The sequence below is a fragment of the Streptomyces sp. NBC_00091 genome, from assembly GCF_026343185.1.
GTDB lineage: Bacteria > Actinomycetota > Actinomycetes > Streptomycetales > Streptomycetaceae > Streptomyces.
Genome location: NZ_JAPEMA010000001.1, coordinates 5,314,738 through 5,339,104, shown reverse-complemented (window position 1 = coordinate 5,339,104; position 24,367 = coordinate 5,314,738). Strand labels below are relative to the sequence as shown.

The window sequence follows — 24,367 nt, the reverse complement described above, 5'->3', positions numbered from 1 at the left end:
CCGGATGCCGGTTACCGTACTGCTCGTCGACGACGAACCCCTGGTGCGCGCGGGTCTGCGCGCCGTCCTGGAGGCCCAGCCCGACATCGAGGTGGTGGGTGAGGCCGCGGACGGAGCGTCGGTGATCCCGCTGGTGCGGAGCCTGCGGCCGGATGTGGTGGCGATGGACGTGCGGATGCCGCTGCTCGACGGGATCGAGGCGACCCGAGCGGTCCTGCGGTCGGTGGACTCCCCGCCGAAGATCCTCGTGGTCACGACCTTCGAGAACGACGAGTACGTCTACCAGGCCCTGCGTGCCGGAGCCGACGGTTTCCTGCTGAAGCGGTCCCGCCCCTCGGAGATCGTGCACGCGGTGCGGCTCGTGGCGGAGGGCGAGACCCTGCTCTTCCCCGCAGCGGTACGGGCCCTCGCCGCCGAGTACGGGAACCGGAAGGCGCGCGCGGTCCTGGAGCGGGCCGCGCTGACCGAGCGCGAGGAGGCCGTGCTGCGGCTCATGGCGCGGGGGCTGACCAATGTGGAGATCGCCCGCGAGATGATCGTCGGCACGGAGACCGTGAAGTCTCACGTCAGCGCAATCCTCGGCAAGCTGGGGGCGCGCGACCGGACCCAGGCGGTGATCGCGGCGTACGAGTCCGGATTCGTCTCCCCGGCCTGAGGGGGCGGGCCGGCTCCGGCCGATGGGGGCCCGCTTCTCGCCGCCGCGGCGGGGGCGCAGTACGATCCGGCTGACAGGGTCGCTAGCTGGGAGGACACACGTTGGGGCAGCTGACCGGCGGGGATCCCTCTCTGCTCCGGCGTATCAATTCGGCCGTGGTGCTTCGGGCACTGCGGGCGGCCGAATCGCCGACCCTCACCGACCTCACCCGGGTGACCGGGCTCTCCCGGCCGACGGTCGAGGGAGTCGTCGAGGGGCTGATCGGCGCCGGGCTGGTGGTCGAGGCGGGCGCCGAGGAAGGCGCGCGGCGGCAGGGGCGGCCCGCGAGGAGGTTCCGTTTCCGCGCCGAGGCGGGGCATCTGCTCGGCATCGAGATCGGCTCGCACCGGATCGCGGTGCTGTTGTCCGGGCTGGACGGCCGGGTGATCGGAGCCGGTACCAAGGACGTCGCCGAGACGGCTTCGGCCGACGAGCGGCTGGAACGGGTCAGGGCGGCGGTCGCCGATCTGCTGCGCCGGGCTGGGATCCCCCGCGACTCGCTGCGGGCGGTCGGGGTCGGCAGCCCGGGCATCGTCGAGGCCGACGGCACGGTCCGCCTCGGGACGGCCCTGCCCGGCTGGACGGGACTGCCGCTCGGGGAGCGGTTGCGGCGCTCGTTCCGCTGTCCGGTCCAGGTGGAGAACGACGCCAACGCGGCCGCGGTCGCCGAGCACTGGAAGGGCGCGGCGCGGGACACCGACGACATGGTGTTCGTGATGGCCGGGCTCAGCCCCGGCGCGGGCTCCCTGATCGGCGGCAGACTGCACCGGGGCTTCGGCGGCGCGGCCGGCGAGATCGGCGCGCTGCACCTGCTGGGGCGGGAAGCCACCCCGGAGCGGCTGCTGTCGACGACGGGCGAACCCCTGCACCCCCTGGACGAGCCGGCGGTCACCGAGGTGTTCGCGATGGCCAAGCGGGGCGACGAGCGGGCGGTGGCCGCGGTGGAACGGTTCCTCCAGCGGCTCGTGCACGACGTGGCGGCGCTGGTGCTGGCGATGGATCCGGAGCTGGTGGTGGTCGGCGGCTGGGCGGCCGGCCTGGACGGAGTCCTGGACCCCCTGCGCCGGGAACTGGAGCGGTACTGCCTGCGCCCGCCGAGGGTGGCGCAGTCCATGCTCGGTGAGGCCGCCGTGGCCACGGGCGCGCTGCGGCTCGCGCTGGACCACGTGGAGGAAGAGCTGTTCGCGGTGGAGAAGACGGTCACCGCCCGCCGGTGACTCCGCCCGCCGGTAACGCCGCCTGCCGGCAGGAAGCGGGAGCCTGCGCGCCCGCTGTCCCGGGACGGGACAGCGGGCATCCCGGAATCCCGGCTGCCGCGCCCCGTCCGGCCGGCCGCCGCGCCGCCCCCGCCCCCGGCAGGTACGGGAACACCCCGGGCACCGAAGGGTGCCCGGGGTGTTCGCGGCTGGTGTCAGGAGGCGGCGCGGGCGTCCGTGATCTCGACGCCGGAGTCACCGAAGGTGAGGCGGCAGGTGTCGGCGCGGTAGGTGGCCACCGAGACGGCGGCGGTGCCGGCGGCGGTGAAGTAGCGGGTGGTCACCAGGAGCACGGGCGCGCCGGGCAGCCGGTCCAGCTCCTTGGCGTCGTCGGCGCGGGCGGAGCCCAGCTCGACCGAGCGGTCCTGCCCCTCCAGCTCGAGCCGCTGGAGCTCCCGCAGGACCGCCCGCGCCCGCGCGGGCCCGGTGGGAGCGTCGATGGCGGAGAGCCCGGGCACCGAGGCGGCGGGCACGTAGAGCAGCTCGGCGGCGACGGCCTGGCCCTGCGTGACGCGGGTCCGGCGCACGGTGTGCACGGGCTGGCCGGCGGCGGTTCCGAGGAGCCCCAGGACCGCGGCGGCGGGGACGGCCTCGACCGCGTCCACGGCCTCCCAGCCGTCGACGCTCTCGCCGGGCCAGCTGTGGCCCGTACTGCCGACGGCGACGCCCACGCGCGGCGGGGCGACGGTGGTGCCGACTCCGCGGCGGCGCTGCAGGCGCCCTTCGAGCTCGAGCTGCTCCAGGGCCTGCCGCAGGGTGGCGCGGGCGACTCCGAAGCGCGCGGCGAGCTCACGCTCGTTCGGCAGGACCTCACCGACCGCGAAGTCCTGGTCCAGCGCGTCGCTGAGCACGGTCTTCAGGTGCCAGTACTTCGGCTCCGGCACCGATTCGAGCTGCGTCGTCCCCACCCTGACTCCTCCTGCAATCGCCGCTGTCACCGTGTCCGGCATCGCCGTGTTCCAGCGGCGCTCTTCGCGCCGCAGTTCTGCGCCCTTGTTTATTAAAGGTTCCTGCACTATCCGTGACCATAGGACGGTGCCACCCCTTGGTCAAGACCAATCCTGGCCGCTTTGCCGGGCAGATCGGGCATATGTAGCAAGCCGTTCACAGGATGTTCGTGCTGTGCGCCCCCGCTCCACGGAGGCTCCGCGAAGGCCCGGCGAAAGCCCGGCGAAAGCCCGGCGAAGGCTTCGCGAAGGCTTGTAGCCGGGGGCTACCCGGCGGTAATCATGGACGCAGTCGTTACTGACGACCTGTCTCGTACGCGTCCACCCGACGAGGAGCAGCATGACCGCCACGGTCTCCTTCACGATCGATTCGCCGCTGGGCCCCCGCACCGCGACCGTCGCCTACGAACGCAAGGGCGCCGGCGAACCTCTTCTCCTCTTGCACGGCATCGGCCACCACCTCCAGGCCTGGCACCCGGTGACCGGCATCCTGGCCGCCGAGTACGACGTCATCGCCGTCGACCTGCCCGGCTTCGGCGCCTCCGAGCCCCTCCCCGCCGGTGTCCCCTATGACCTCGGCACCGTCGCCCCGGCCCTCGGAGCGCTCTGCGCCGCGCTCGGTGCCCCGCGCCCGCACGTCGTGGGCAACTCACTGGGCGGACTCCTCGCCCTGGAGATGGGGCGCAGGGGTCTCGCCCGCTCGGTCACCGCCCTCTCCCCCGCCGGGTTCTGGTCGGAGGGCGAGCGGCGCTACGCCTTCACCGTGCTGCGCGCCATGCGCGCCGGGGCGAGGGCGCTGCCCCTGCCGGCCCTGGAGCGGCTCTCGCGCAGCGGCCCCGGCCGGGCCGCGCTCACCGGCACCATCTACGCCCGCCCGGCCCACCGCGCCCCGGAGGCAGTGGTCGCCGAGACCCTCGCCCTGAGGGAGGCCACCGGCTTCGAGCAGACCCTGGCCGCGGGCGGCTCCGTACGGTTCACCGAGGACCTGCCCGGGCTCCCCGTCACGATCGCCTGGGGCACCCGTGACCGGCTGCTGCTCCGCCGCCAGGGGATCCGCGCCAAGCACACCGTCCCGGGGGCGCGGCTGGTCCGGCTCCCGGGCTGCGGCCACGTCCCGATGAACGACGACCCGGCACTGGTGGCGCGCGTCATCCTGGACACGGCGACGGCCGCAGCGACGGCGACGGCCGCGACCGGCAACCAGCCCCCGGCCATGAGCGGCTGACGGCTGTTCATCCACGGTTCGCGTGAGCGACGCGGTCGGTCCCGTGTGCGAAGGCACACTGGTCCGGCCCGCCCCCGCCGGCCCCTGGAGAAGCACCCATGACACCGATGCCGCACACCCGAAGGTCGCTGCTCGGCGGCTCACTGGCCGTCCCTCTGGGCCTGGCACTGTCCACGGCGTTGGCCTCACCCGCCCTGGCCGCCACCGGCCGGGCCCCCGCCTTCACCCGCTCCGGCCGCCCGGCCGCGCTCTGGGGCGCGCAGTCCGGAGAGATCACCTCCCACTCGGCCACCGTATGGACGCGCTCCGACCGTCCCGCCCTGATGTACGTCGAAACCTCCCCGAGCGAGTCGTTCCGCTACGGCGTCCGCCGCCACGGCGGCCCCTTCCTGGGCCCGGCCACCGACCACACCGGCACCGCCACCCTGCGCGACCTGCCGCCCGGCCGGCAGATCCACTACCGGGTCGTCCTCGCCGACCCCGACGACCCCCGCCGTTGCGGCGAGCCGGTGCGCGGCAGCTTCCGCACCACGCCCGTGTCCCGCCGGCACGACGTGCGCTTCCTGTGGTCCGGGGACCTCGCGGGCCAGGGCTGGGGCATCAACCCCGAACTGGGCGGGTACCGCGTCTTCGACGAGATGCGGCTGCGCGACCCCGACTTCTTCCTCTTCAGCGGCGACACGATCTACGCCGACGGGCCGATCAAGGCCGCCGTGCCGCTGCCCGACGGCCGCGTGTGGCACAACGTCACCACCGAGGAGAAGTCCAAGGTCGCCGAGACCCTGGCCGAGTTCCGCGGGAACTTCCGCTACAACCTGCTCGATCGCAACCTGCGCGACTTCTACGCCCAGGTCCCCGTCCTCGCCCAGTGGGACGACCACGAGGTGCGCAACAACTGGTACCCGGGCCAGCTGCTCGACGACCCCCGCTACACCGTCAAGGACGTCGACACCCTCGCCGCCCGGGCCCGCCAGGCCTTCGGCGAGTACTTCCCGGTCACGGACCTGCGGGGCGGGCGTGCCGAGGGCCGGATGTACCGGGTGCTGCGGCACGGCCCGCTGCTCGACGTGTTCGTGCTGGACATGCGCACCCACCGCGACGCCAACTCGCCCGGCCGCCAGACCGAGGACCCGGTCGGCATCCTCGGCGCCGAACAACTGGCCTGGCTGAAGCGGGAACTCTCGCGCTCCCGGGCCACCTGGAAGGTCATCGCCGCCGACATGCCGCTCGGCATCGTCATCCCCGACGGGGCCGTGAACTTCGAGGCAGTGGCCCAGGGCGACCCGGGGGCCCCGCTGGGACGCGAGCTCCAGATCGCCGAACTCCTGCGCCACATCAAGCACCAGCACATCACCGGCACCCTCTGGCTCACCGCCGACGTCCACTACACCGCCGCCAACCACTACGCCCCCGAGCGCGCGGCCTTCTCCGACTTCGCGCCGTTCTGGGAGTTCGTGTCCGGGCCCATCGGCGCGGGCGGTTTCCCGGCCGGCCGGCTCGACGCGACCTTCGGACCGCGGACGGAGTACGTCCAGTCGGCGCCGGTGGCCAACATGTCCCCGGCCGAGAACCCCCCGTACTACGGGGAGGTCGAGATCGACGGCGGCAGCGGGGAGCTGACCGTCCGGCTGCGCCGGCAGGGAGGCGGCGTACTCTTCACGAAGGTCCTCCAGCCGGGCCGCGTCGGACAGGGGTGACGACGGGGCGGCGCGGAATCCGGCGGCGAACCACAGGCGGACCACCCGGCGGGCCTCAGGCGGGCAGCAGGCGGGCCACGGGCAAGGCAGGCAGGCAGGCAGGCAGGCAGGGGAAATCTGCCGGAAAAACCGGCGAAACCGGCCAGATCGACGCTTAACCAGTCGGTCACAGATCGTTCGTGATCACGCAACACCCCTGCGCCACAGTGGTCTGCATGACTGACCGTAGCCCTGCCTCCCACGCCCCGCGTCCCCACCGCCACCACTGGCGCCGGGACCTCGTCGAACTCGCCGCCCTCTTCTGCGCCGTCGCGGTCGCCGACGGCATCGCCAATCTGGTCGCGCACGGCCCGGGCGGCCCGGTGCTGCTGGTCGCCTCGGCCGTCGCCCTGCTGGTCACGGCGGCCTTCCACACCTGGTGGGCGCGCCGCCACAGCCATGCGCCGCCCCCGGTGAGCACGGCCCCGTCCGATCCGCCCCCGGCCGCGACGACCACCCAGACCACCGGCGCGCTCTGGCGGATGCGGACGACCGTACGCGACCAGCCCGGCAGCCTGGCCGCGCTGTGCACCGCGCTCGCCCGCGACGGCGTCGACATCCTGACCCTCCAGACCCACCCCCTCCCCGAGGGCGGCACCGTCGACGAGTTCCTGCTGCGCGCCCCGCGGGAGCTGCCCTCCGCCGGCCTGGCCCGGACCGTCGCCCAGGCCGGCGGCCGCAGCACCTGGATCGAGCGCGCCGACGCCCACGACCTGGTGGACACTCCCACCCGGGTCCTGGGCCTGGCCACCCGCACCGCCCTGGACGCCGCCGAACTCCCGCTCGCGCTGCGCCAGCTGCTCGGCCGCTGCACCATCCAGTCGATCCCCGCCACCACCCTCTCGGGCCGCCCCAACGCGGGCGCCGACGCCCCCGTCGAGGGGGTCCTGGAGTCCACGGTGATGCGCCTGCGCGACCCCTCGGGCGGCGCGATCACCGTGGAGCGGCCCTACCTGCCCTTCACCCCGACCGAGTTCGCCCGCGCCCGGGCCCTGGTCGAGCTCGACGCCCGCCTCGGGCCCCGTGTCCCCCGGAGCCAGGACGTGCTGACCCTGCCCGAGGGCAACGAGATCACCGTGCGCCGGGCCGACGGCTCCGACCTCGAGGCCGCCCGCGCCATGCACGACCGTTGCAGCGAGCGCACCCTCGGCCTGCGCTACCACGGCCCGGTCGCCGACGCCGACCGCTACCTCGGCCACCTGCTGAGCCCCCGCTTCGGCCGCACCCTCGCCGCCACCACCGCCTCCGGCAAGCTCGTCGCCCTCGGCCACCTGCTGTGGGACGGCGACGAGACCGAGGTGGCGCTGCTCATCGAGGACGACTGGCAGCGCCGCGGCATCGGCTCCCAGCTGCTGCGCCGCCTCATCTCCATGGCCGTCGAGGCCGGGTGCGACAGCGTGTACGCCGTCACCCAGGCCTCCAACACCGGCATGGTCGCGGCGATGCGCGGCCTCGGCCTCCCCCTCGACTACCAGATCGAGGAGGGCACCCTGGTGATCACGGCTCGCCTCGACGCGACCCCGGTCGTCTCCCGCCTGCCGTACGAAGTCCCGCGCGCGCAGGCCCCGTACGGGACCCGGCGCGACCCCCGGCACTGACGCACGGGCGGCATCCCCCAGGAATCCCCCAGGAATCCGTCAGGGATCCGCCATGGATCCGTCATCACCATGACCGCGCAGCCGTCCGACAGGAGGCTGAGCGGTTATGGTGATGACGCGGGGGCCCCTGACATACGAAGATGTCCGCATGTCAGACACCCTCCACACCGACAGCGCAGCGCGTCTGCCCCGCCAGGTCGCCGACGCCTACGTCGACGACCTCATCGCCCTCGACCCGATCCAGGGCACCTACCTCGGTATCGCCGCCAGTTCGAGCCGGCTGCCGGACTTCTCCCCCGCCGGCCGCGCCGCGGTCGGCGAGCTGCTGCGCACCACCCTCGCCCGGCTGGACGCCGCCGAGCTGCTGCCCGGCGCCGACACCGACGCCGAGCGCCGCTGCGGCCGGCTGCTGCGCGAGCGGCTGAACGCCGAACTCGCGGTCCACGAGGCCGACGAGGACCTGCGGGCCGTCAGCAACATCCACTCCCCGGCGCACGCCGTCCGCGAGGTCTTCACCCTCACCCCGGCCGACACCGAGCAGGACTGGGCCGCGATCGCCGAACGGCTGCGCGCCGTACCGGGCTGCCTGGCCGGCTACCGGGAGAGCCTCGAGCTCGGCCTGGAACGCGGGCTGCTCGGCGGCCCCCGCCCCACCGCCACCTTCGTCGGGCAGCTCACCACCTGGGCCGGCCAGGACGACGACGGTTCCCGGGACTTCTTCGGCGAGTTCGCCGCCGCCGGCCCGGAGTCCCTGCGCACGGAGCTGGACGAGGCTGCCGCGGGCGCGACGGCGGCCGTGGCCACACTGCGCGACTGGATGCGCGACGTGTACGCCCCGGCCGTCGCCGGCGCGCCGGACCCGGTGGGCCGCGAGCGCTACGCCCGCTGGTCGCGCTACTTCAACGGCACGGACCTGGACCTGGACGAGGCGTACGCCTACGGCTGGTCCGAGTACCACCGGCTGCTCGCCGAGATGAAGAGCGAGGCGGCCAAGATCCTGCCGGACGGCGGCGACCCGTGGGACGCGCTGCGGCACCTGGACGAGCACGGCACCCACATCGAGGGGGTCGAGGAGGTCCAGGCCTGGCTCCAGGGCCTGATGGACGAGGCCATCGAGAACCTCGACGGCACCCACTTCGAACTCGCCGAGCGGGTCAAGCGGGTCGAGTCCATGATCGCCCCCTCGGGCGGCGCCGCGGCCCCGTACTACACCAACCCCTCGGAGGACTTCTCCCGCCCGGGGCGGACCTGGCTGCCGACCATGGGCCAGACCCGCTTCCCCGTGTACGACCTGGTCTCCACCTGGTACCACGAGGGCGTTCCGGGGCACCACCTCCAGCTCGCGCAGTGGACGCACGTCGCGGACCGGCTCTCCCGCTACCAGGCGAGCGTCGGCCTGGTCAGCGCGAACGCCGAGGGCTGGGCCCTGTACGCGGAGCGGCTGATGGACGAGCTGGGCTACCTCAAGGACGCCGAGCAGCGCCTGGGTTACCTGGACTGCCAGATGATGCGCGCCGCGCGGGTGATCGTGGACATCGGCATGCACCTGGGGCTGGAGATCCCGGCGGACTCGCCGTTCCACCCGGGCGAGCGCTGGACGGTCGACCTGGCGCAGGAGTTCTTCGGCCTGCACAGCGGCCGGCCGCAGGACTTCATCGAGAGCGAGCTGACCCGCTACCTGTCGATGCCCGGGCAGGCCATCGGGTACAAGCTGGGTGAGCGCGCCTGGCTGATGGGCCGGGACAACGCCCGCGCCGCGCACGGCGATGCCTTCAACCTGAAGGCGTGGCACATGGCGGCGCTGTCGCAGGGTTCGCTGGGCCTGGACGACCTGGTGGACGAGCTCTCGCGGCTCTGACCCCGCACCGCGACGGGCCGTGCGCCGCCTCCGGGGGGGGGCGGGCGGCCCGTCGTTCTCGCCGGGGCGGTTCAGCAGCCGCAGTCGTCCGAGTCGGTGGGGGCGGTCAGCGGGTCGGCCTCGGCGCGCTGCTGCGAGCCCTGCCAGGTCTCGACCTCGAAGCCCTCGCGGATCCAGTACTCGATGCCGCCGAGCATCTCCTTGACCTGGAAGCCGAGTTCGGCCAGGGCGAGGGCGGAGCGGGTGCCGCCGTTGCAGCCCGGACCCCAGCAGTAGGTGACCACGGGGACGTTCTTGTCGAGGAGCTTCTCGGCCTGCTCGGGGATCAGCGCGGTGGGCAGGTGGATCGCGCCGGGCACGTGGGCCTGGTCCCAGGAGGGGGTGGAGCGGGAGTCGATCAGCTGGAAGCCGAGGTCGGCGCCCTGCTCGCGGTGGGCCTTGAAGGCGGCGGCCACATCCGACACGTCCGCGTGGAAGGCCAGGCTCGCGGCGAAGTACGCGGCGGCGGCGGCCGGGCTGGCCGGGGGGACCCGGAGCACGGGGTTGGCGGTGGCGGGGGTGCTGGTCTGGGGCTGCGTCGTCGTCATGGCTGAAAATCTACGAACTGTTGATCAAACTTGGAAGTGGATTTCCCCGGCCTTTCTCTTGATGCTCCGGGGAATCCCCTGCTAGACCTGCGCCATGACCGGTTATTCCCCCGACGCCACCGACTGGCGGATCCTGGCGGCCCTCCAGCAGGACGGCCGCGCCAGTTTCACCGAGCTCGCCCGTACCGTGTCGATGTCGGCGAGCGCCGTCACCGAGCGGGTCCGCCGCCTGGAGGAGGCCGGGATCATCACCGGCTACACGGCGGTGGTCGACCACGAGAAGCTGGGCAAGACCATCCTGGCGCTGGTGCGGCTGCGCTATCCGCACGGCAACTACAAGCCGTTCCACGAGTTCCTGGACGCCACCTCCGAGATCCTGGAGGCCCACCACGTCACCGGTGACGACTGCTTCGTCCTCAAGGTGGCCGCCCGTTCGATGGCCCACCTGGAGGAGGTCACGGGCCGGATCTCCGGGCTCGGCGCGGTGACCACCAGCATCGTCTACTCCTCCCCGCTCGCCCGGCGTCCGCTCAGTCCGTGACGCCCGCCGTGCGGTGGCGCACCACGGAGCCGCCGCGCTGTTTGACGATCTCCAGCTGGGCCTGGACGCGGGTGCGCAGGTCGCCGACGTGGCTGACGATGCCGACGCTGCGGTCCCGTTCGCGCAGCGAGTCCAGTACGTCGAGCACCTCGTCCAGGGCCTGGTCGTCGAGGCTGCCGAAGCCCTCGTCGATGAAGAGGGTGTCCAGGCGCATGCCGCCGGCCTCGTCGGTGACCACGTCGGCCAGGCCCAGGGCCAGCGCGAGGGAGGCGAAGAAGGTCTCGCCGCCCGAGAGGGTGGCGGTGTCCCGCTCGCGGCCGGTCCAGGCGTCCACCACGTGCAGCCCGAGGCCGGAGCGCCCGCGTCCGCTCGCCCGGGCGTCGGAGTGGACCAGGGTGTAGCGGCCGCCGGACATCCGCAGGAGCCGTACGGTCGCGGCGGCGGCGACCTGCTCCAGCCGCGCGGCCAGGACGTACGCCTCCAGCCGCATCTTGCGCTCGTTGTCGGCGGAGGTGCCCGCGGTCAGCCCGGCGAGGCGGGCCACGCGCTCGTACGCCGCGCGCAGCGGGCCCAGGGCTCGCAGCTCCTGCTCGGCCTGGCGGGAGAGCCGGTCCAGCTCGGTACAGCGCACCCGGGCGGCATCGACGGCCGAGCCGGCGGTGCGCAGCCGGGCGGCGGCCCGTTCCTCGGCGGCGCCCGCGGCGGCCGGGTCGGCGGGGGGCAGGGCGGCCGCCTCGGCGGTGTCCCGCTCGGCGCGCCGGTCGGCCAGCATCGCCTCCTCGGCCTGCCAGGCGTCCAGGCGGTGCTGGAGCGCGGTGCGTTCGTACTCGGGGAGCACGGCGTCGGCCGCCGCCTCGGTGGTGTCGAAGCCGGCCTTGAAGGCGGCGTCGGCGAGCTGGTCGTCGGCCTCCTTCAGCCGGGCGGCGGTGACCTCGGCCCGGCGCAGCGCGGCGGCGGCGGTGGTGACCATCCGGATCCGGTCCTCGAGGGTGCGGGCGCGGGCGGCGACGCTGGGCGAGTCGGCCCGTACGAGGACCAGTTCGGCCTCCAGCGAGGCCTGCTCCTGGTCGAGGGCCTCGCGCCGGGAGGCCCGGGCCGCGGTGCGGCGTTCGGCTTCGAGCCGGTCGGAGCTGCGCGCCCCGTGCTCCCGCTCGGCGCGGGCGAGGCGCTCGCGGGCGGTGTGCAGTCCGGCGGCGTCCGCGTGGGCGGCGGCGTGACGGGCGCTCAGATCCCCGGTGAGGGCGAGGAGTTCGGCGGTGGTGGCGTCCCCGGCGGCGGAGGCGGCCTCGACCTCGGCCTCCCGGACGGCGGCGAGCCGGCGCTCGACGGCGGCGCGGCGCTCCTCGGCCTGCTCGAAGCGGGCGTGGGCGGCGTCCTCCGCGGCGCGGTCCACGTGCCCGGGGGCGGGGCGGGCCGGTGCGGGGTGCTCGGCGGATCCGCACACCGTGCAGGGCTCCCCGGCGGTCAGGGCGGCGGCCAGTTCGGCGGCGATGCCGCGCAGCCGGGCCTCCTTCAGCTCCAGCCAGCGTTCCCGGGCGGCGGACGACTCCTCGCGCGCGCGGAGCAGTTCGCCGGCGGCGGCTTCGGCGTCGGCGGCGAGGGCGTCGCGGCGCCGGGCGGCGGTCAGCTGCATCCGGGCCGGCTCCAGCCGGCCCGCGAGCTGCTCGGCGAGGGTGAGGGCCTGCTGGGCGGAGTCGACCCGCTCCTGGAGGGCGGCCCGGGTGGCCTCCCAGCGGGCGAGCCACTGGGCGGACTCCTGGCACTGCTCGTCGGCGTCCCGGGATTCGCGCTCCAGGGTGGCCCGCTCGCGGCCGATCTCGGCGCTGCGCTGTTCCGCGCGCTGGGCGGCGCCGGCCGCGCCGAGGTCCTCGCGCAGGCGCTGCTCGACGGCGGCGAGCTGCTCGGTGCCGGCCTCGGCGAGGGCGGGGGGCAGTTCGGCCCGGGCGAGGGCTTCGGCGTGCGCGGCGGTGAGGTGGGCGGCGGCCGCGGCCCCGCGCAGTTCCAGGGCGGGGGCGACGAGGGCGCCCCGGCGGGCCCGGTCCAGCAGGGCCCGTACGCGTTCGCGCTCGGGCGTAGCCCCGTCCAGCAGGGCGGCCCGGCGGGCGGTCTCGGCGTGGCGGTGCTGGAGCCGGTCGAGTTCCCGCGCCTCCTCGGCATCGCGCCGGGCGGCGGCGTGGCGTCCCTCGACGGCGGCCAGCGCGTACTCGGCGACGGTGAGCCGCTCCCGGGCGGAGCACCGGGCGACGGCCGCCCAGGCCCGGACGGCCTCGGCCAGGCCGGGGTCGCCCGGCTGGTGGCCGGGCAGCGGCCAGGCCCGCAGGTCGGCGCTGTCCCCGGCGGCCTGCGCGAGCCGCTGGGCGGCGGCGAGCACCTTCTCGTCGCCGGCCCGCACCTTGGCCTCGGCGGCGCGGCGGCGGTCGGCGAGCAGGGTCTCGACGGCGGCGAAGCGGCGGGTGTCGAAGAGCCGGCCGAGGAGCCGGCCGCGGGCTTCGGCTCCGGCCCGCAGGAACTGGGCGAACTCCCCCTGGGGCAGGAGGACCACCTGGCAGAACTGCTCGCGGCTCATGCCGAGGAGCTGTTCGATCTCCTCGCCGATCTCCTGGTGGGAGCGGCTCAGGGCGCTCCAGCCGTCCCCGGTGTGCTCGCGGAGCCAGCTCTGGGCCTTGTCCTTGGTGGTGCCGGTGCCGCGTTTCTTGGGGCGGTCCTGTTCGGGGCGCCGGGTGATCTCCAGGCGGCGTCCGCCCGCGGTGAGTTCGAGGGTGACCTCGGTCGGGGTGTCCGGGGCGGCGTGGTCGCTGCGCAGGGTGGTGCCGGGGGCCTGGCGCGAGCCGGGCACGGATCCGTAGAGGGCGTAGCAGACGGCGTCGAGGACGGAGGTCTTGCCGGCGCCGGTGGGGCCGTGCAGCAGGAAGATCCCGGCGCCGGAGAGGGTGTCGAAGTCGATCGTCTGGGGTTCGGCGAAGGGGCCGAAGGCGGTGATCTCGAGCCGGTGCAGCCTCATCGGCCGGCCTCCTGACGGCCGTCCTCGGTGCGTACGAGCTCGGTGCGTACGTCCTCGAAGGCGCCCCGCAGCACGGCCCGCTCGGCCTCGTCGGCGCCGCCGCCGCGCACGTGGGCGATGAAGTCCTCGGCGATCTCCTGGTCGCTGCGGCCCTTGAGGCGCTGGGCGTAGGAGGCCGTGCCGTCCTCGTCGCGGCCCTCGGGGTCGAAGGCGAGGCTGAGGGTGTGGGGGAAGCGGGCGGCGAGGCGGGCCATGGGGTCCTCCGGCCGGAGGGGGTCGGTGAGGGTGGCCTCGATCCAGGAGTCCTCGTACGCGGTGTGCGCGGGGTCCTCGAGGAGTTCCTCCAGCCGTCCCCGCAGCCGGGCGAGCGGGCGGGGCACGGGGGTGTCGATCCGCTCGGCGGTGATCTCCCCGCCCGGGCCGAGGTCGACCAGCCACATGCTCTTGCGGTGGCCGGCCTCGGAGAAGGAGTAGGCGAGCGGGGAACCGGAGTAGCGGACCCGTTCGTTGATCGTCTGGCAGCCGTGGAGGTGGCCGAGGGCGGCGTAGTCCACCCCGTCGAAGACGGCGGCGGGTACGGCCTCGACCCCGCCGACGGCGATGTCGCGTTCGCTGTCGCTGGCCTGCCCGCCGGTGACGAAGGCGTGGGCGAGGACCACGGAGCGGGTGCCGGGGGCCCGGCCGGCCAGGTCGGCGCGGATCCGGTCCATGGCCGCGCCCAGTACCGCCTCGTGGCTGACCTTCCCGGTGGCGAAGGTGTCCTTGACCAGTGCCGGTTCCAGGTACGGCAGCCCGTACAGGGCCACCTCGCCGTGTACGTCGGCCAGCACCACGGGGTCGGCGCAGCCCGCGGGGTCGGTCCTGAGGTGGATCCCGGCCCGGCCGATCAGCCCGGCGCCGACACCGAGGCGGCGGGCCGAGTCGTGGTTCCCGGAGATCATCACCGTGGGCACCCCGAGGTCGGCGAGCCTGTGCAGGGCCCGGTCGTAGAGCTCGACGGCGGGCAGCGGGGGCACGGCACGGTCGTACACGTCCCCGGCGACGAGGACGGCGTCGGCTCCGTGCTCCTGGACGGCCTCGACGAGGTGGTCGATGAAGGCGGCCTGGGCGTCGAGCATGTTCACGCGGTGGAAGGACCGGCCCAGGTGCCAGTCGGAGGTGTGCAGGAACTTCACTCGACCGCTCCGACCCGCACGCTTGCTCTCCTCCGTGGCTCCGCACCGACCCTCCAGGCTAACCCCTCCCCGGGTCCGCCCCGGCCCCGCCGGGAATTCCGCCCTCCGCCGGGCCCGGGCGGCGCGGCCGGGCCGCGGCGAGCGGGCGGCGCATTGCGGGACCGTGACGGCGGTGCGAAACCTCCGTGGCCGAACTCCGCTGGCGGCTTTGGGTACTTGTACGCGCTCTCGGCTGCTGGCTAGCTTCGCGGCATGCCGCTCTCCGGACCTCTGCGCCTTCGTCCCGCGCTGCTCGCCGCCGGCTCCGCCGCGCTCCTCGCCCTGACCGCCGCCGTACCCTCGGCCGCCTCGCCTTCGGCCGCCGTGCCCCCGCCGCCGGATCCGGCCGCCGCCGGTTCGGTGGTGCTCGACTGGTACGACACCACCGCGCGGACCGTCGCCGCCTCGGCCGCCCCCACCCAGATCACCAACAGCCGCACCTGGGCGATCAGCTGGATCGCCGCCGCCCGCGCCGCCCGCGAGGCCCCCGGTGGGCCCGGCCGGGGCCGGTTCCAGGACGCCGCCGTCGCCTCCGCCGTCCACGACGTGCTGGCCGCGCTGACCCCCTCCCGCAAGGCCGACCTCGACACGGCCCTGGCCGCCACCCTCGGCCGGATCCCGGACGGGGCCGCCGAGGACCGGGGCGTGGCCGCCGGGGCCCGGCAGGCCGCGGCCCTGCTCGCCGACCGCGCCGGGGACGGCCTCGACCCGGCCTCCTCCAACGCGCCCTTCACCGTGCCGGCCGCCGCTCCCGGGGTGTGGCAGCCCACCCCGAACGGCTACGCGCCGGCCGCGCAGTACGGCAACCGCCTCGCCCGGCCCTTCCTCCTCGAGCGCCCCGACCAGTACCGGCTCGGCCCGCCGCCCGCGCTGGACTCCCGGCGCTACCGCGGCGACCTCGCGGAGGTGCGGGCGTACGGGGCGGCCGACAGCAGCGTGCGCACCCCGCGCCAGACCGAGACGGCGCAGTTCTGGTACGGGGGCTCGCTGACCCTGTACACGGAGCCGGTGCGGGTGGCGGTGGCCCGCGCGCACGGCTCCTCCGCCGACCGGGCGGCGCTGCTCGCGCTCTTCCACGCGGCCTCGGTCGACACCCAGATCGCGACCTCCGACAGCAAGTACACGTACCTGCGCTGGCGGCCGGTGACGGCGATCCGCACCGGGTCCCTCCACACCGACCCCGCGTGGCGGCCCCTGCACGAGACCCCGGCCCACCCCGACTACCCCAGCGGCCACGCCACGTACGCCGGCGCGGCCCAGACCGTGCTGGACGCGCTCGTCGGACCGGTGACGGCGCCCTTCGGCCTCACCAGCCCGACCGCGCCCGGGGTGCGCCGCACCTACACCGCCTGGAGCGGGCTCACCCGGGACAACGTGGACGCCCGGGTCTACTCCGGGATCCACACCCGCACCGCCGACGAGGCGGGCGTCCGGCTCGGCGAGGCCGTCGCACGGCACGCCCTGAGCAACGCCGACCGCCTCCTGGGCCGGCCCTGAGGGCTCAGGCCTCGCTGTAGGCCTCGCCGCCGAGCTCGAAGCCGGCGGTCCCGGCCGTGGCGTCGGCGAGCCAGGCCCGGAAGGCCTCGACCTCCGCCTCGGGGAGGCCGATCTCGATCGAGACGGCCTCCCCGTAGCGCACGTCCAGCACGGCCCGGCCGGTGGAGCGCAGGTCGTTCTGGGTCTTGCCGGCCCGCTGGTGGTCGACGGTGACGGTGGCCAGCCGGTAGCGGTGGCGGGTGACGGTGCCCAGCGCGTCGAGCGCCTCGCCGACGACCCCTCCGTAGGCCCGGATGAGCCCGCCGGCCCCGAGCTTCACGCCGCCGTAGTACCGGGTGACCACGGCGACGGCGTAGCGGATGTCGCGCCGGGTCAGCATCTGGAGCATGGGCACCCCGGCGGTCCCGCCGGGCTCGCCGTCGTCGCTGGCCTTCTGGACGGAGGCATCGGCGCCGATCACGTAGGCGAAGCAGTTGTGCGTGGCGGTGGGGTGCTCCTTGCGGACGCGCGCGATGAACTCCTGCGCCTCCTGCTCGGTCGCGGCGGGCGCGAGCGAGCACAGGAACCGCGAGCGGTTGATCTCGGCCTCGTGCATCCCCTCACGGGCCACCGTCACGTACTGGTCTGCCTTCACCGCTCCACCCTACGGGGAATCGGACAGCCGTCCGTGCCGTTGAGCCAGCGGAACGATCCGACGGAACGACCCCAGCAGGAGGCGGCGCACGTGTACGGCGACCAGGCGACCATCCGCAAGATCCTCACCGAGCTCGGAGACACCTGGGCCGTGGTGGGCCTGTCGAACAACGAGGACCGGGCCGCCTACGGGGTGGCGCGGGTGCTCCAGGGGTTCGGCAAGCGGGTGGTGCCCGTGCATCCGAAGGCGGAGACGGTGCACGGCGAGCCGGGGTACCCGTCGCTGGAGGCGATCCCGTTCAAGGTCGACGTGGTGGACGTCTTCGTGAACAGCACGCTGGCCGGCCAGGTCGCCGACGACGCGGTCGCCGCCGGCGCCGGGGCCGTCTGGTTCCAGCTCGACGTGGTCGACGAGGACGCCTTCGCGCGGACCCGTGAGGCCGGTGTGGAGATGGTCATGAATCGCTGCCCCGCCATCGAGATCCCCGCCCTCTAGATCCACCGGATCTACCAGATCTACCAGATCTACCAGATCTACCGGCCGTTGACGCCCTGGACCGGCGGGATCGACACCGCCATGGTCATCTCCATCGGGCCGGGGCCCTCGTTGCGGTAGGCGTGCGGGAGGTTCGCCTCGAAGGAGACGGCCCCGCCCGCCGGGACCACGTAGCGGTCGTCGGCGATGTCGAGCGTCAGTTCCCCGGCCGTGACGTGCAGCATCTCGAAGGTCCCGGCCGGGTGCGGGTCCGAGGCCGTGCCGTCCCCGGGCTCCAGGCGGTAGATCCACATCTCCACGGGCCCGCGCCGGTCGTCGCCGAGCAGCATGCGTGCCTCGCTGCCCGCCTCGCTCGACCACATCCGCACCCCCTGCCCCGGCAGCACCACGTGCGCCTGCGGGCTGCGCTCGTAGTCCAGCAGGGTGGTGATGCTCACCCCGAGGGCGTCGGCCAGTTTGACCGTGGTGCCCACGCTGGGGTTCGTACGCGCCTGCTCGATCTGGATGATCATGCCGCGGCTCACGCCCGCGCGGGCGGCCAGCGCCTCCAGGGTGAATCCGCGTTCGCCGCGCCACCGCTTGAGGTTCCGGGCGAGCGCCTGGGTGAGCTGTTCGAGATCCGACACCATTCCGTCCAATATTTTGGATGACACAGTTCAACAGACTGAACTAACCTGCGGTGTATTCGATGCTGCACTCCACCGTTCACCGAACTGTACTGCGAGGTCCTGCCATGACCGCCCTCTTCGCCCTGGCCACAGCCGTGCTGTGGGGCCTCGCCGACTTCGGCGGCGGGCTGCTGACGCGCAGGATCCCGGCGCTCACGGTGCTCGTGGTCTCGCAGGCCGCCGCCGTGCTCGTGCTCGGCGCGCTCGTGCTCGGCACCGGCGCCTGGCGCGAGGCGGGGCCGCAGCTGTGGTTCGCGGTGGCCGCGGGCCTGGTCGGGCCGGCCGCGATGCTCGCCTTCTACAAGGCGCTGGCCCTCGGCCCGATGGGGGTCGTCTCCCCGCTCGGCTCGATCGGCGTGGTCGTGCCGGTCGGGGTGGGGCTGGCGCTGGGCGAGCGGCCCGGCCTCGGCCAGTTCGCGGGCATCGCGGTGGCCGTCGCCGGCATCGTCCTGGCCGGCGGGCCCGAGCTGCGCGGCGCCCCGGTGCAGCGGCAGGCGGTGGTACTGACCCTCGTCGCGGCCTTCGGCTTCGGCGCGGTCATGGCCCTGATCTCCGAGGCCTCCACCACCCTGACCGGGCTCTTCCTCGCCCTGTTCGTCCAGCGGGTCACGAACGTCGCCGTCGGCGGCGCGGCCCTGTGGGCGCAGACCCGGCGCGGCGTCCCCGCCCTGCCCGAGGGCACCGGCCCGCGCGTCCTGTGGAGCATGCTGCCGGCGCTGGCCTTCGTCGGGCTCGCGGACGTCGCGGCCAACGGCACCTACTCCGTCGCCGCCCAGAACGGCCCCGTCACCGTCGCCGCCGTGCTGTCCTCGCTCTACCCGGTGATCACCGCGATCGCCGCCTTCGCCGTGCTCAAGGAGCGGCTGCGCAGCGTCCAGGCGGCCGGCGCGGGCCTCGCCCTGGCGGGCACGGTCCTGCTCGCGGCGGGGTGAGCCGGCCCAGGCCGGCTCAGGACTGTTCGGCCTCCGCCAGCCGCGCCAGCCCGCGCAGCTGCTCCGAGGTCAGCCCGTCGGGGATCGGCACCGGCGCGGGGGTGCGCAGCGGGGGCTGCCAGCCCGTCTCCGGCTCCCAGCGCCGCACGATCTTGGCCGGGGCCCCCGCCACCACGGCGTGGTCGGGCACCTCGCCCCGTACGACGGCCCCCGCGGCCACCACGACGTTGCGGCCCAGCTTCGCCCCGGGGAGGATCACCGCCCCCGTGCCCAGCCAGCAGCCCGGCCCGATCTCCACCGGGGCACTGCGGGGCCACTGCCTGCCGACGGGCTCGTGCGGGTCGTCGTAGCTGTGGTTGGTGGAGGTGATGTACACCCCGGGCCCGCAGAAGGTGTCGGCGCCGATGGTGATCCGGGTGTCGGCGATGACGTGGCTGCCCCGGCCGAGGACCACTCCGTTGCCCAGCACCAGGACCGGGTCCGGGCCGAGGTCGAGGTCCGGCATCATCCCGGCCGTCAGGGTGACCTGCTCGGCGATGATGCAGTGCTCGCCGAGCCGGATCCAGGGCTCCCCGAAGACGGTGCCCTGGGGGAAGGCGAGCCGGGTGCCCTCGCCGATCGCGCCGAAGCGCAGCCGGCCCGGGTGCTGCGCGGTGACCGCCCCGGCCTGCTGCATCCAGCGCCAGCCGGCGTGCACCGCACGGCTGGCGATCCGGCGGCGCAGGGCCGCCAGAGATGAGAACGTGTTCTGGTTCTTCGGCACCCGGCCACGGTAGTGCGCCCCGCGCCGGACGTCGGGACCGGGCTCCTGTGATCTTCACCCCATCGCGGGCCGGGGCGGCGCGTGCCCTACGGTGCCGGTAGCGCGGCATCCGCAAAGCAGAGGGAAGTGACCATGACGTATCAGGAGAACCAGGCGCACCAGGGGGCGCTCATCGCGGGCGTCGGCGACAGGAAGCCGTCGGTGGACCCGACGGCCTTCGCCGCTCCGACCTCCGTCGTGGTCGGCGACGTCACCCTGGCCCCCGGCGCGAGCATCTGGTACTCGGCGGTGCTGCGCGGCGACTGCGGCCCGATCACGCTGGGCGCGGACAGCAACGTGCAGGACAACTGCACGGTCCACGTGGACCCCGGCTTCCCGGTGTCCATCGGCGAGCGCGTCTCCATCGGGCACAACGCGGTGGTGCACGGCTGCACCGTGGAGGACGACTGCCTCATCGGGATGGGCGCGACCGTGCTGAACGGCGCCGTGATCGGCGCGGGTTCGCTGGTGGCCGCGCAGGCCCTCGTACCGCAGGGCATGGTGGTCCCGCCCGGCTCCCTGGTCGCGGGCGTGCCGGCCAAGGTGCGGCGGGAGCTCACCGAGGAGGAGCGCGAGGGGATCAGGGTGAACGCCGCGATGTACACGGAGCTGGCGAAGCAGCACCGCGCCTCGGTGACCCCCGGGGCCTGATCCCCCTGGCCGGCGGAGGGCCTCGGAGCCGGAGTCAGTCCGAGGCGCCCGCCGGGGCCGTGACCGGCGCCGGCTCCGCCTCGCGGGCCTCGGCCGCCGCCTTCTTCATCCGGCCGCGCAGCACCAGGGTCACCGTGAGCCCGATCAGCACGGCCAGCAGCAGCGCCAGCCAGGAGAACCGCTTCAGCCACGGCTCCGCGACGATCCCGACGGAGTAGATGACGGCGGTGGTGCCGCCGGCCCAGAGGATGCCGCCGAGGACGTTCGCGACCAGGAACCGCCAGTACGGCATGTGCAGTACGCCCGCCAGCGGCCCGGCGAAGATCCGCAGCAGGGCCACGAAGCGCCCGAAGAAGACGGCCCACATGCCCCAGCGGTCGAAGGAGCGCTCGGCCAGGGCCACGTGCTCCGGGCCGAAGTGCTTGGGGAAGCGCCGGCCGAGCTTCTCCAGCAGCGGCTTGCCCCCGCGGCGCCCGATCGCGTACCCGATGGAGTCGCCGATGATCGCCCCCGCGATGGCGCACAGGCCGAGGACCACCGGGTCGATCTCCCCGTGCTGCGAGGCCAGCAGGGCCGAGCTGACGAGGATGATCTCGCCCGGGAGCGGGATGCCCAGGCTCTCCAGTCCGATGACCAGCCCCACCAGGAGATAGACACTGATCGCCGGAATCGTCTCCAGCCATTCCTGGACGTGCACCGGTAGGTCCTCCCTCGTCGTTGCCGGCGCGCCCCCGAGACACGCCGAACGGGCAGCCTATCCGCTCCTCACCACACACTCCGCCCGGAGCGGGAGTTCCCGGGACGAACGACCGGCGAACACCTCCCGGCGGCCTGATCCCGGCGGCCTGATCCGGCCCCGGACAGCGCTGCGGGAGCGGCCCGCGCCGGACCGCTCCCGCCCCCACTGTGCCCCTCCCGCGGCCCGTTCGCGCCGTGACGCGCCCCGGCGCCGCCGGAATTCAGCCCTGCGGCGGCTGCGGCACGGCGTCGGTCACGCGTTGGGGCGCAGGGTCCAGACGACGGTCATCTCACCCGTGACGGCCTCATCCTCGCGCTGGATGGCGATGGTGACGGGGAACTCGGGGCGGCCGCCCGCGTCGAGTTCGGCCACGACGTCGGCGGCCGGGCGGCCGAGGGTGGCGGTGGCCGTCACGACGCCCTTGGCGAGCTTCTTGTAGCCGATCTCGGCCCTGACGGCCAGCGGTACGGCGCGCGAGAGCTGGTCCCCGAAGGCGGCCAGGACGATCGCGCCGCTCGCGGACTCGGCGAGGGTGAACATCGCGCCGGCGTGCGGTCCGCCGACGTGGTTGTGGAAGTCGGGCTGGTCCGGCAGCCGGACGACGGCGCGCTCCGGGGTGGTCTCCAGGAACTCGAGGTTCAGGGTGCGGGCCATCGGCACGGTCTGGGCGAGCAGTTCGCCCACGTTCATCTGTTCTGCGCTCATGGCACGCGATGTTACCCACGAGTAGATGGGGTTGGCCAGAGCCGGCGAGGGGGTGGGCGTGGCTCCCGGCGGCCGGGCCCACTATGGTTACCGGCCATGTGGCCAGGACAGCAGCAGCCGCCCGGGGGAGAGAACAACCCCCAGGACGCGCATCAGAACCCGTACCAGCAGCAGCCGGGACAGCCGAACCCGTACCAGCAGCAGCCGCAGCCGGGATTCGGTGAGCAGCAGCCCGGCTACGGCTACCCGCAGGCGGGCTACCAGACCCCGCCCCCGGTCCAGCCTTGGGGCCAGACCACCCAACAGCAGCCGCCGCTGCCGCCGCAGTCCGGCGGGAGCTCCTTCTCCACCCGGACCGTGGCCATCGTCGCCGCCTCCGCGGTCGTCGTGACGGCGGCCGCCACCGGCGCCTTCGTCCTGACCCGGGACGACCAGGGCGCCAACCGGGCCGACGACAAGCCGGCCGCCTCCTCCCCCGCGCCCTCCACCTCGACCCCGCCGCCCCCCGCCCCGAGCGGCAACCCGCGGGCCGGCGGCGACGTCAAGCCGGTCATCCCGGGCTGGAAGGTGGTCATCAACCCGAAGCACGGCACCGCCTTCGACGTCCCGCCGGAGTGGAACGTGCTGAGCTCGGGCATGGCCTCCGGCTTCGAGGACGAGTCGAAGAAGGACGGCTCGCCGCTGATCATGTTCTCCGCGCCCGCCTTCCTCAAGGAGGACTGGTGCAAGGTGGACTCCAACAAGGACGGCCGTGAGGAGACCACCTCCCTGGCCGGCACCGGGACCAAGGGGGGCCAGGGCTACAAGGACACCGCCCAGGCCTCGCGCAGCGAGGCGGGCACCTGGGTGTTCGCCGCGTACTCGCAGAAGCTCCCGCAGGAGAACGTCAAGATCTCCGAGCCCAAGGAGTACACCACCTCCTCCGGGCTCAAGGGGCACTTCGCGACGGCGACCACGAGCAACGTCCCGAAGGAGAACAAGTGCTCCTCGGACGGCAAGAGCATCGCCTTCAGCTTCAAGAACGCCAAGGGTGACTTCGCCAGCTGGGTGCTCTACGGCGCCGCGGGCGTCCCCGGCGAGGTGGACCAGGCGACCTACGAGAAGATCCTCAGCTCGGTCCGCCTCAGCAGCGGCTGACGGCTCGTAGTCCGACCGCCCCCGCACCACCACCGCACCACCCGGCACCGCCCCCGCACCACCCCCGGGCCGATTATCCGTTTTCCGCTTATTCGTTTGGATTCTCGGCCCGGGGCAGGGGATAGTCCCGGGGTGAACCCCCGTAGCGTCCTCAGGACCTCCCGCCGCCGGCCCGCCTGGGCCGGCCGCAACTACACCCTCCTGACGGGCGCCGCGGTCGTCACCAACCTCGGCAGCCACGGCGCGCTCATCGCCGCCGCCTTCGCGGTGCTCGAAGCGGGCGGCAGCGGCGGGGACGTCGGCCTCGTCGCCGCCGCCCGCACCCTGCCCCTCGTGCTCTTCCTGCTGGTCGGCGGCGCCCTCGCCGACCGGCTGCCGCGGCACCGCGTGATGGTCGCGGCCAACGCCCTCAACTGCGTCTCGCAGGCCGCCTTCGCCCTGCTCGTACTGGCCGGCGACCCCCAGCTGTGGCAGATGATGCTGCTCACCGCGCTGTGCGGCACCGGTACGGCCTTCTTCAACCCCGCCGCCGAGGGCATGCTGCTCTCCAGCGTCTCGGGCGAGCACGCCAACCGGGCCTTCGCCCTCTTCCGGATGGCCATGAACGGCGCCGGCATCGGCGGCGCGGCCATCGGCGGCGCGCTGATCGCCGCGATCGGCCCCGGCTGGGTGCTGGCGGTGGACGCGGTGGCCTTCGCGGTGGCGGGCGCCCTGCGCGCCTTCCTGGACGTCGGGCACGTCGCCGACCGGGCTCCGGGCGGGGGCCTGCTGGCCGACCTGCGCGAGGGCTGGGTGGAGTTCCGCAGCCGGCCCTGGCTGTGGAGCATCGTGCTCCAGTTCTCCGTGGTCGTCGCCGTCGTCGGCGCGGCGGAGGCGGTGTACGGGCCCCTCGTCGCCCGCGACCGGCTGGGCGGGCCCGCCCCCTGGGGCGTGGCCCTGGCCTTCTTCGGCGCGGGCACCATCGCCGGAGCCGTCCTGATGATGGTGTGGAAGCCGCGCCGCCTGCTGCTGGTCGGCACCCTGTGCGTGTTCCCGCTGGCGCTGCCCTCGGCGGGGCTGGCGGTGCCGCTGCCCGCGTGGGGGCTGTGCGCGGTGATGTTCGTCAGCGGCGCCGCGATCGAGGTGTTCGGCGTGAACTGGATGACCACGATGCACCAGGAGATCCCGGAGGAGAAGTTCTCCCGGGTCTCCGCCTACGACTGGTTCGGGTCGGTGTCCATGCTCCCGCTCGCCACCGCCCTGGCCGGCCCGGCCGAGACCGCCTTCGGCCGCACCCAGGCCCTGTGGGGCTGCGCGGCGCTGGTGGTCGCCGCCACCGCGCTGGTCCTGCTCGTCCCGGAGGTACGCCGGATCACCCGCAAGCCCCCGCCCGTGAAGGCCTCCGCCGCCCCGGCCCCCTCCACTAGGCCGTCTCTTCCGGATCTTGCCTGACCCGCGCCTCCCCCAGCTA

22 protein-coding genes are annotated in these 24,367 nt (G+C 74.3%); 13 read left to right on the top strand and 9 right to left on the bottom strand.

What is annotated here, in order from left to right:
* Window positions 1–4: 4 nt before the first annotated feature.
* Window positions 5–655, top strand: coding sequence for a response regulator transcription factor (locus tag OOK34_RS24660; protein ID WP_267036028.1), 651 nt, complete (start codon window positions 5–7; stop codon window positions 653–655).
* Window positions 656–756: 101 nt separating this feature from the next.
* Entirely contained in the window at window positions 757–1,911 is a 1,155-nt protein-coding gene (locus OOK34_RS24655; RefSeq protein ID WP_267036027.1) for an ROK family transcriptional regulator, read from the top strand.
* Window positions 1,912–2,105: 194 nt separating this feature from the next.
* On the opposite strand, the gene OOK34_RS24650 is transcribed toward OOK34_RS24655, so the two are convergent.
* Window positions 2,106–2,858 (bottom strand): GntR family transcriptional regulator, encoded by a 753-nt coding sequence (locus tag OOK34_RS24650; RefSeq protein WP_267036026.1) that lies wholly within the window; start codon window positions 2,856–2,858, stop codon window positions 2,106–2,108.
* 379 nt (window positions 2,859–3,237) lie between these two features.
* Between OOK34_RS24650 and OOK34_RS24645 the strand changes: the two genes are divergently transcribed.
* The 4 genes from OOK34_RS24645 (at window position 3,238) to OOK34_RS24630 (ending at window position 9,314) form a co-directional block, all read left to right on the top strand.
* Entirely contained in the window at window positions 3,238–4,122 is an 885-nt protein-coding gene (locus OOK34_RS24645; protein WP_267036025.1) for an alpha/beta fold hydrolase, read from the top strand.
* Window positions 4,123–4,229: 107 nt separating this feature from the next.
* Window positions 4,230–5,819, top strand: a complete 1,590-nt coding sequence (locus tag OOK34_RS24640; protein WP_267036895.1) for an alkaline phosphatase — start codon at window positions 4,230–4,232, stop codon at window positions 5,817–5,819.
* Window positions 5,820–6,034: 215 nt separating this feature from the next.
* Entirely contained in the window at window positions 6,035–7,456 is a 1,422-nt protein-coding gene (locus OOK34_RS24635) for a GNAT family N-acetyltransferase (protein WP_267036024.1), read from the top strand.
* Window positions 7,457–7,604: 148 nt separating this feature from the next.
* A complete protein-coding gene (locus OOK34_RS24630) occupies window positions 7,605–9,314 on the top strand; it encodes a DUF885 domain-containing protein (RefSeq protein ID WP_267036023.1) in 1,710 nt (569 codons plus the stop codon).
* Between the two features lie 71 nt (window positions 9,315–9,385).
* Here the strand turns inward: OOK34_RS24630 and OOK34_RS24625 are convergent, their stop codons facing one another.
* Complete coding sequence (locus OOK34_RS24625; protein WP_267036022.1) at window positions 9,386–9,901, bottom strand: rhodanese-like domain-containing protein; 516 nt, start codon at window positions 9,899–9,901, stop codon at window positions 9,386–9,388.
* 94 nt (window positions 9,902–9,995) lie between these two features.
* Here OOK34_RS24625 and OOK34_RS24620 point away from each other — a divergent pair, with 94 nt between their 5' ends.
* Window positions 9,996–10,442: an Lrp/AsnC family transcriptional regulator gene (locus tag OOK34_RS24620; protein ID WP_267036021.1), complete on the top strand. Its 447-nt coding sequence runs from the start codon at window positions 9,996–9,998 to the stop codon at window positions 10,440–10,442.
* On the opposite strand, the gene OOK34_RS24615 is transcribed toward OOK34_RS24620, so the two are convergent.
* On the bottom strand, window positions 10,432–13,443 hold the full coding sequence (locus tag OOK34_RS24615) for an SMC family ATPase (RefSeq protein WP_267036020.1): 3,012 nt from the start codon (window positions 13,441–13,443) through the stop codon (window positions 10,432–10,434). The two genes, OOK34_RS24620 and OOK34_RS24615, sit on opposite strands and share 11 nt — an antisense overlap.
* Window positions 13,440–14,618, bottom strand: coding sequence for an exonuclease SbcCD subunit D (locus OOK34_RS24610; protein WP_267036019.1), 1,179 nt, complete (start codon window positions 14,616–14,618; stop codon window positions 13,440–13,442). The genes OOK34_RS24615 and OOK34_RS24610 overlap by 4 nt, the downstream gene beginning before the upstream one ends.
* A gap of 252 nt (window positions 14,619–14,870) precedes the next feature.
* On the opposite strand from OOK34_RS24610, the gene OOK34_RS24605 reads away from it, so the two are divergent.
* The gene (locus tag OOK34_RS24605; RefSeq protein WP_267036018.1) at window positions 14,871–16,154 is read left to right on the top strand and encodes a vanadium-dependent haloperoxidase; all 1,284 of its coding nucleotides are present in this window, start codon (window positions 14,871–14,873) and stop codon (window positions 16,152–16,154) included.
* 4 nt (window positions 16,155–16,158) lie between these two features.
* Here OOK34_RS24605 and OOK34_RS24600 read toward each other — a convergent pair whose 3' ends face one another.
* The gene (locus tag OOK34_RS24600; RefSeq protein WP_267036017.1) at window positions 16,159–16,788 is read right to left on the bottom strand and encodes a YigZ family protein; all 630 of its coding nucleotides are present in this window, start codon (window positions 16,786–16,788) and stop codon (window positions 16,159–16,161) included.
* A 90-nt stretch (window positions 16,789–16,878) separates the two neighbouring features.
* Between OOK34_RS24600 and OOK34_RS24595 the strand changes: the two genes are divergently transcribed.
* Complete coding sequence (locus OOK34_RS24595; RefSeq protein WP_267036016.1) at window positions 16,879–17,283, top strand: CoA-binding protein; 405 nt, start codon at window positions 16,879–16,881, stop codon at window positions 17,281–17,283.
* A gap of 38 nt (window positions 17,284–17,321) precedes the next feature.
* On the opposite strand, the gene OOK34_RS24590 is transcribed toward OOK34_RS24595, so the two are convergent.
* On the bottom strand, window positions 17,322–17,909 hold the full coding sequence (locus tag OOK34_RS24590; RefSeq protein ID WP_267036894.1) for a helix-turn-helix domain-containing protein: 588 nt from the start codon (window positions 17,907–17,909) through the stop codon (window positions 17,322–17,324).
* 107 nt (window positions 17,910–18,016) lie between these two features.
* On the opposite strand from OOK34_RS24590, the gene OOK34_RS24585 reads away from it, so the two are divergent.
* The gene (locus tag OOK34_RS24585; protein WP_267036015.1) at window positions 18,017–18,883 is read left to right on the top strand and encodes a DMT family transporter; all 867 of its coding nucleotides are present in this window, start codon (window positions 18,017–18,019) and stop codon (window positions 18,881–18,883) included.
* A 16-nt stretch (window positions 18,884–18,899) separates the two neighbouring features.
* Here OOK34_RS24585 and OOK34_RS24580 read toward each other — a convergent pair whose 3' ends face one another.
* On the bottom strand, window positions 18,900–19,646 hold the full coding sequence (locus OOK34_RS24580) for a DapH/DapD/GlmU-related protein (RefSeq protein WP_267036014.1): 747 nt from the start codon (window positions 19,644–19,646) through the stop codon (window positions 18,900–18,902).
* A 132-nt stretch (window positions 19,647–19,778) separates the two neighbouring features.
* Here OOK34_RS24580 and OOK34_RS24575 point away from each other — a divergent pair, with 132 nt between their 5' ends.
* Window positions 19,779–20,336 carry a gamma carbonic anhydrase family protein gene (locus tag OOK34_RS24575; protein WP_267036013.1) on the top strand — a complete coding sequence of 186 codons (558 nt, stop codon included), beginning with the start codon at window positions 19,779–19,781 and terminating at the stop codon, window positions 20,334–20,336.
* Between the two features lie 34 nt (window positions 20,337–20,370).
* Here the strand turns inward: OOK34_RS24575 and OOK34_RS24570 are convergent, their stop codons facing one another.
* Together OOK34_RS24570 and OOK34_RS24565 are read right to left on the bottom strand one after the other, a co-directional pair.
* A complete protein-coding gene (locus OOK34_RS24570) occupies window positions 20,371–21,033 on the bottom strand; it encodes a DedA family protein (RefSeq protein WP_267036012.1) in 663 nt (220 codons plus the stop codon).
* A 294-nt stretch (window positions 21,034–21,327) separates the two neighbouring features.
* A complete protein-coding gene (locus tag OOK34_RS24565) occupies window positions 21,328–21,780 on the bottom strand; it encodes a DUF4442 domain-containing protein (RefSeq protein ID WP_267036011.1) in 453 nt (150 codons plus the stop codon).
* Window positions 21,781–21,876: 96 nt separating this feature from the next.
* On the opposite strand from OOK34_RS24565, the gene OOK34_RS24560 reads away from it, so the two are divergent.
* Window positions 21,877–22,917: a hypothetical protein gene (locus tag OOK34_RS24560; protein ID WP_267036010.1), complete on the top strand. Its 1,041-nt coding sequence runs from the start codon at window positions 21,877–21,879 to the stop codon at window positions 22,915–22,917.
* 132 nt (window positions 22,918–23,049) lie between these two features.
* Window positions 23,050–24,348: an MFS transporter gene (locus tag OOK34_RS24555; protein ID WP_267036009.1), complete on the top strand. Its 1,299-nt coding sequence runs from the start codon at window positions 23,050–23,052 to the stop codon at window positions 24,346–24,348.
* Window positions 24,349–24,367: the final 19 nt, after the last annotated feature.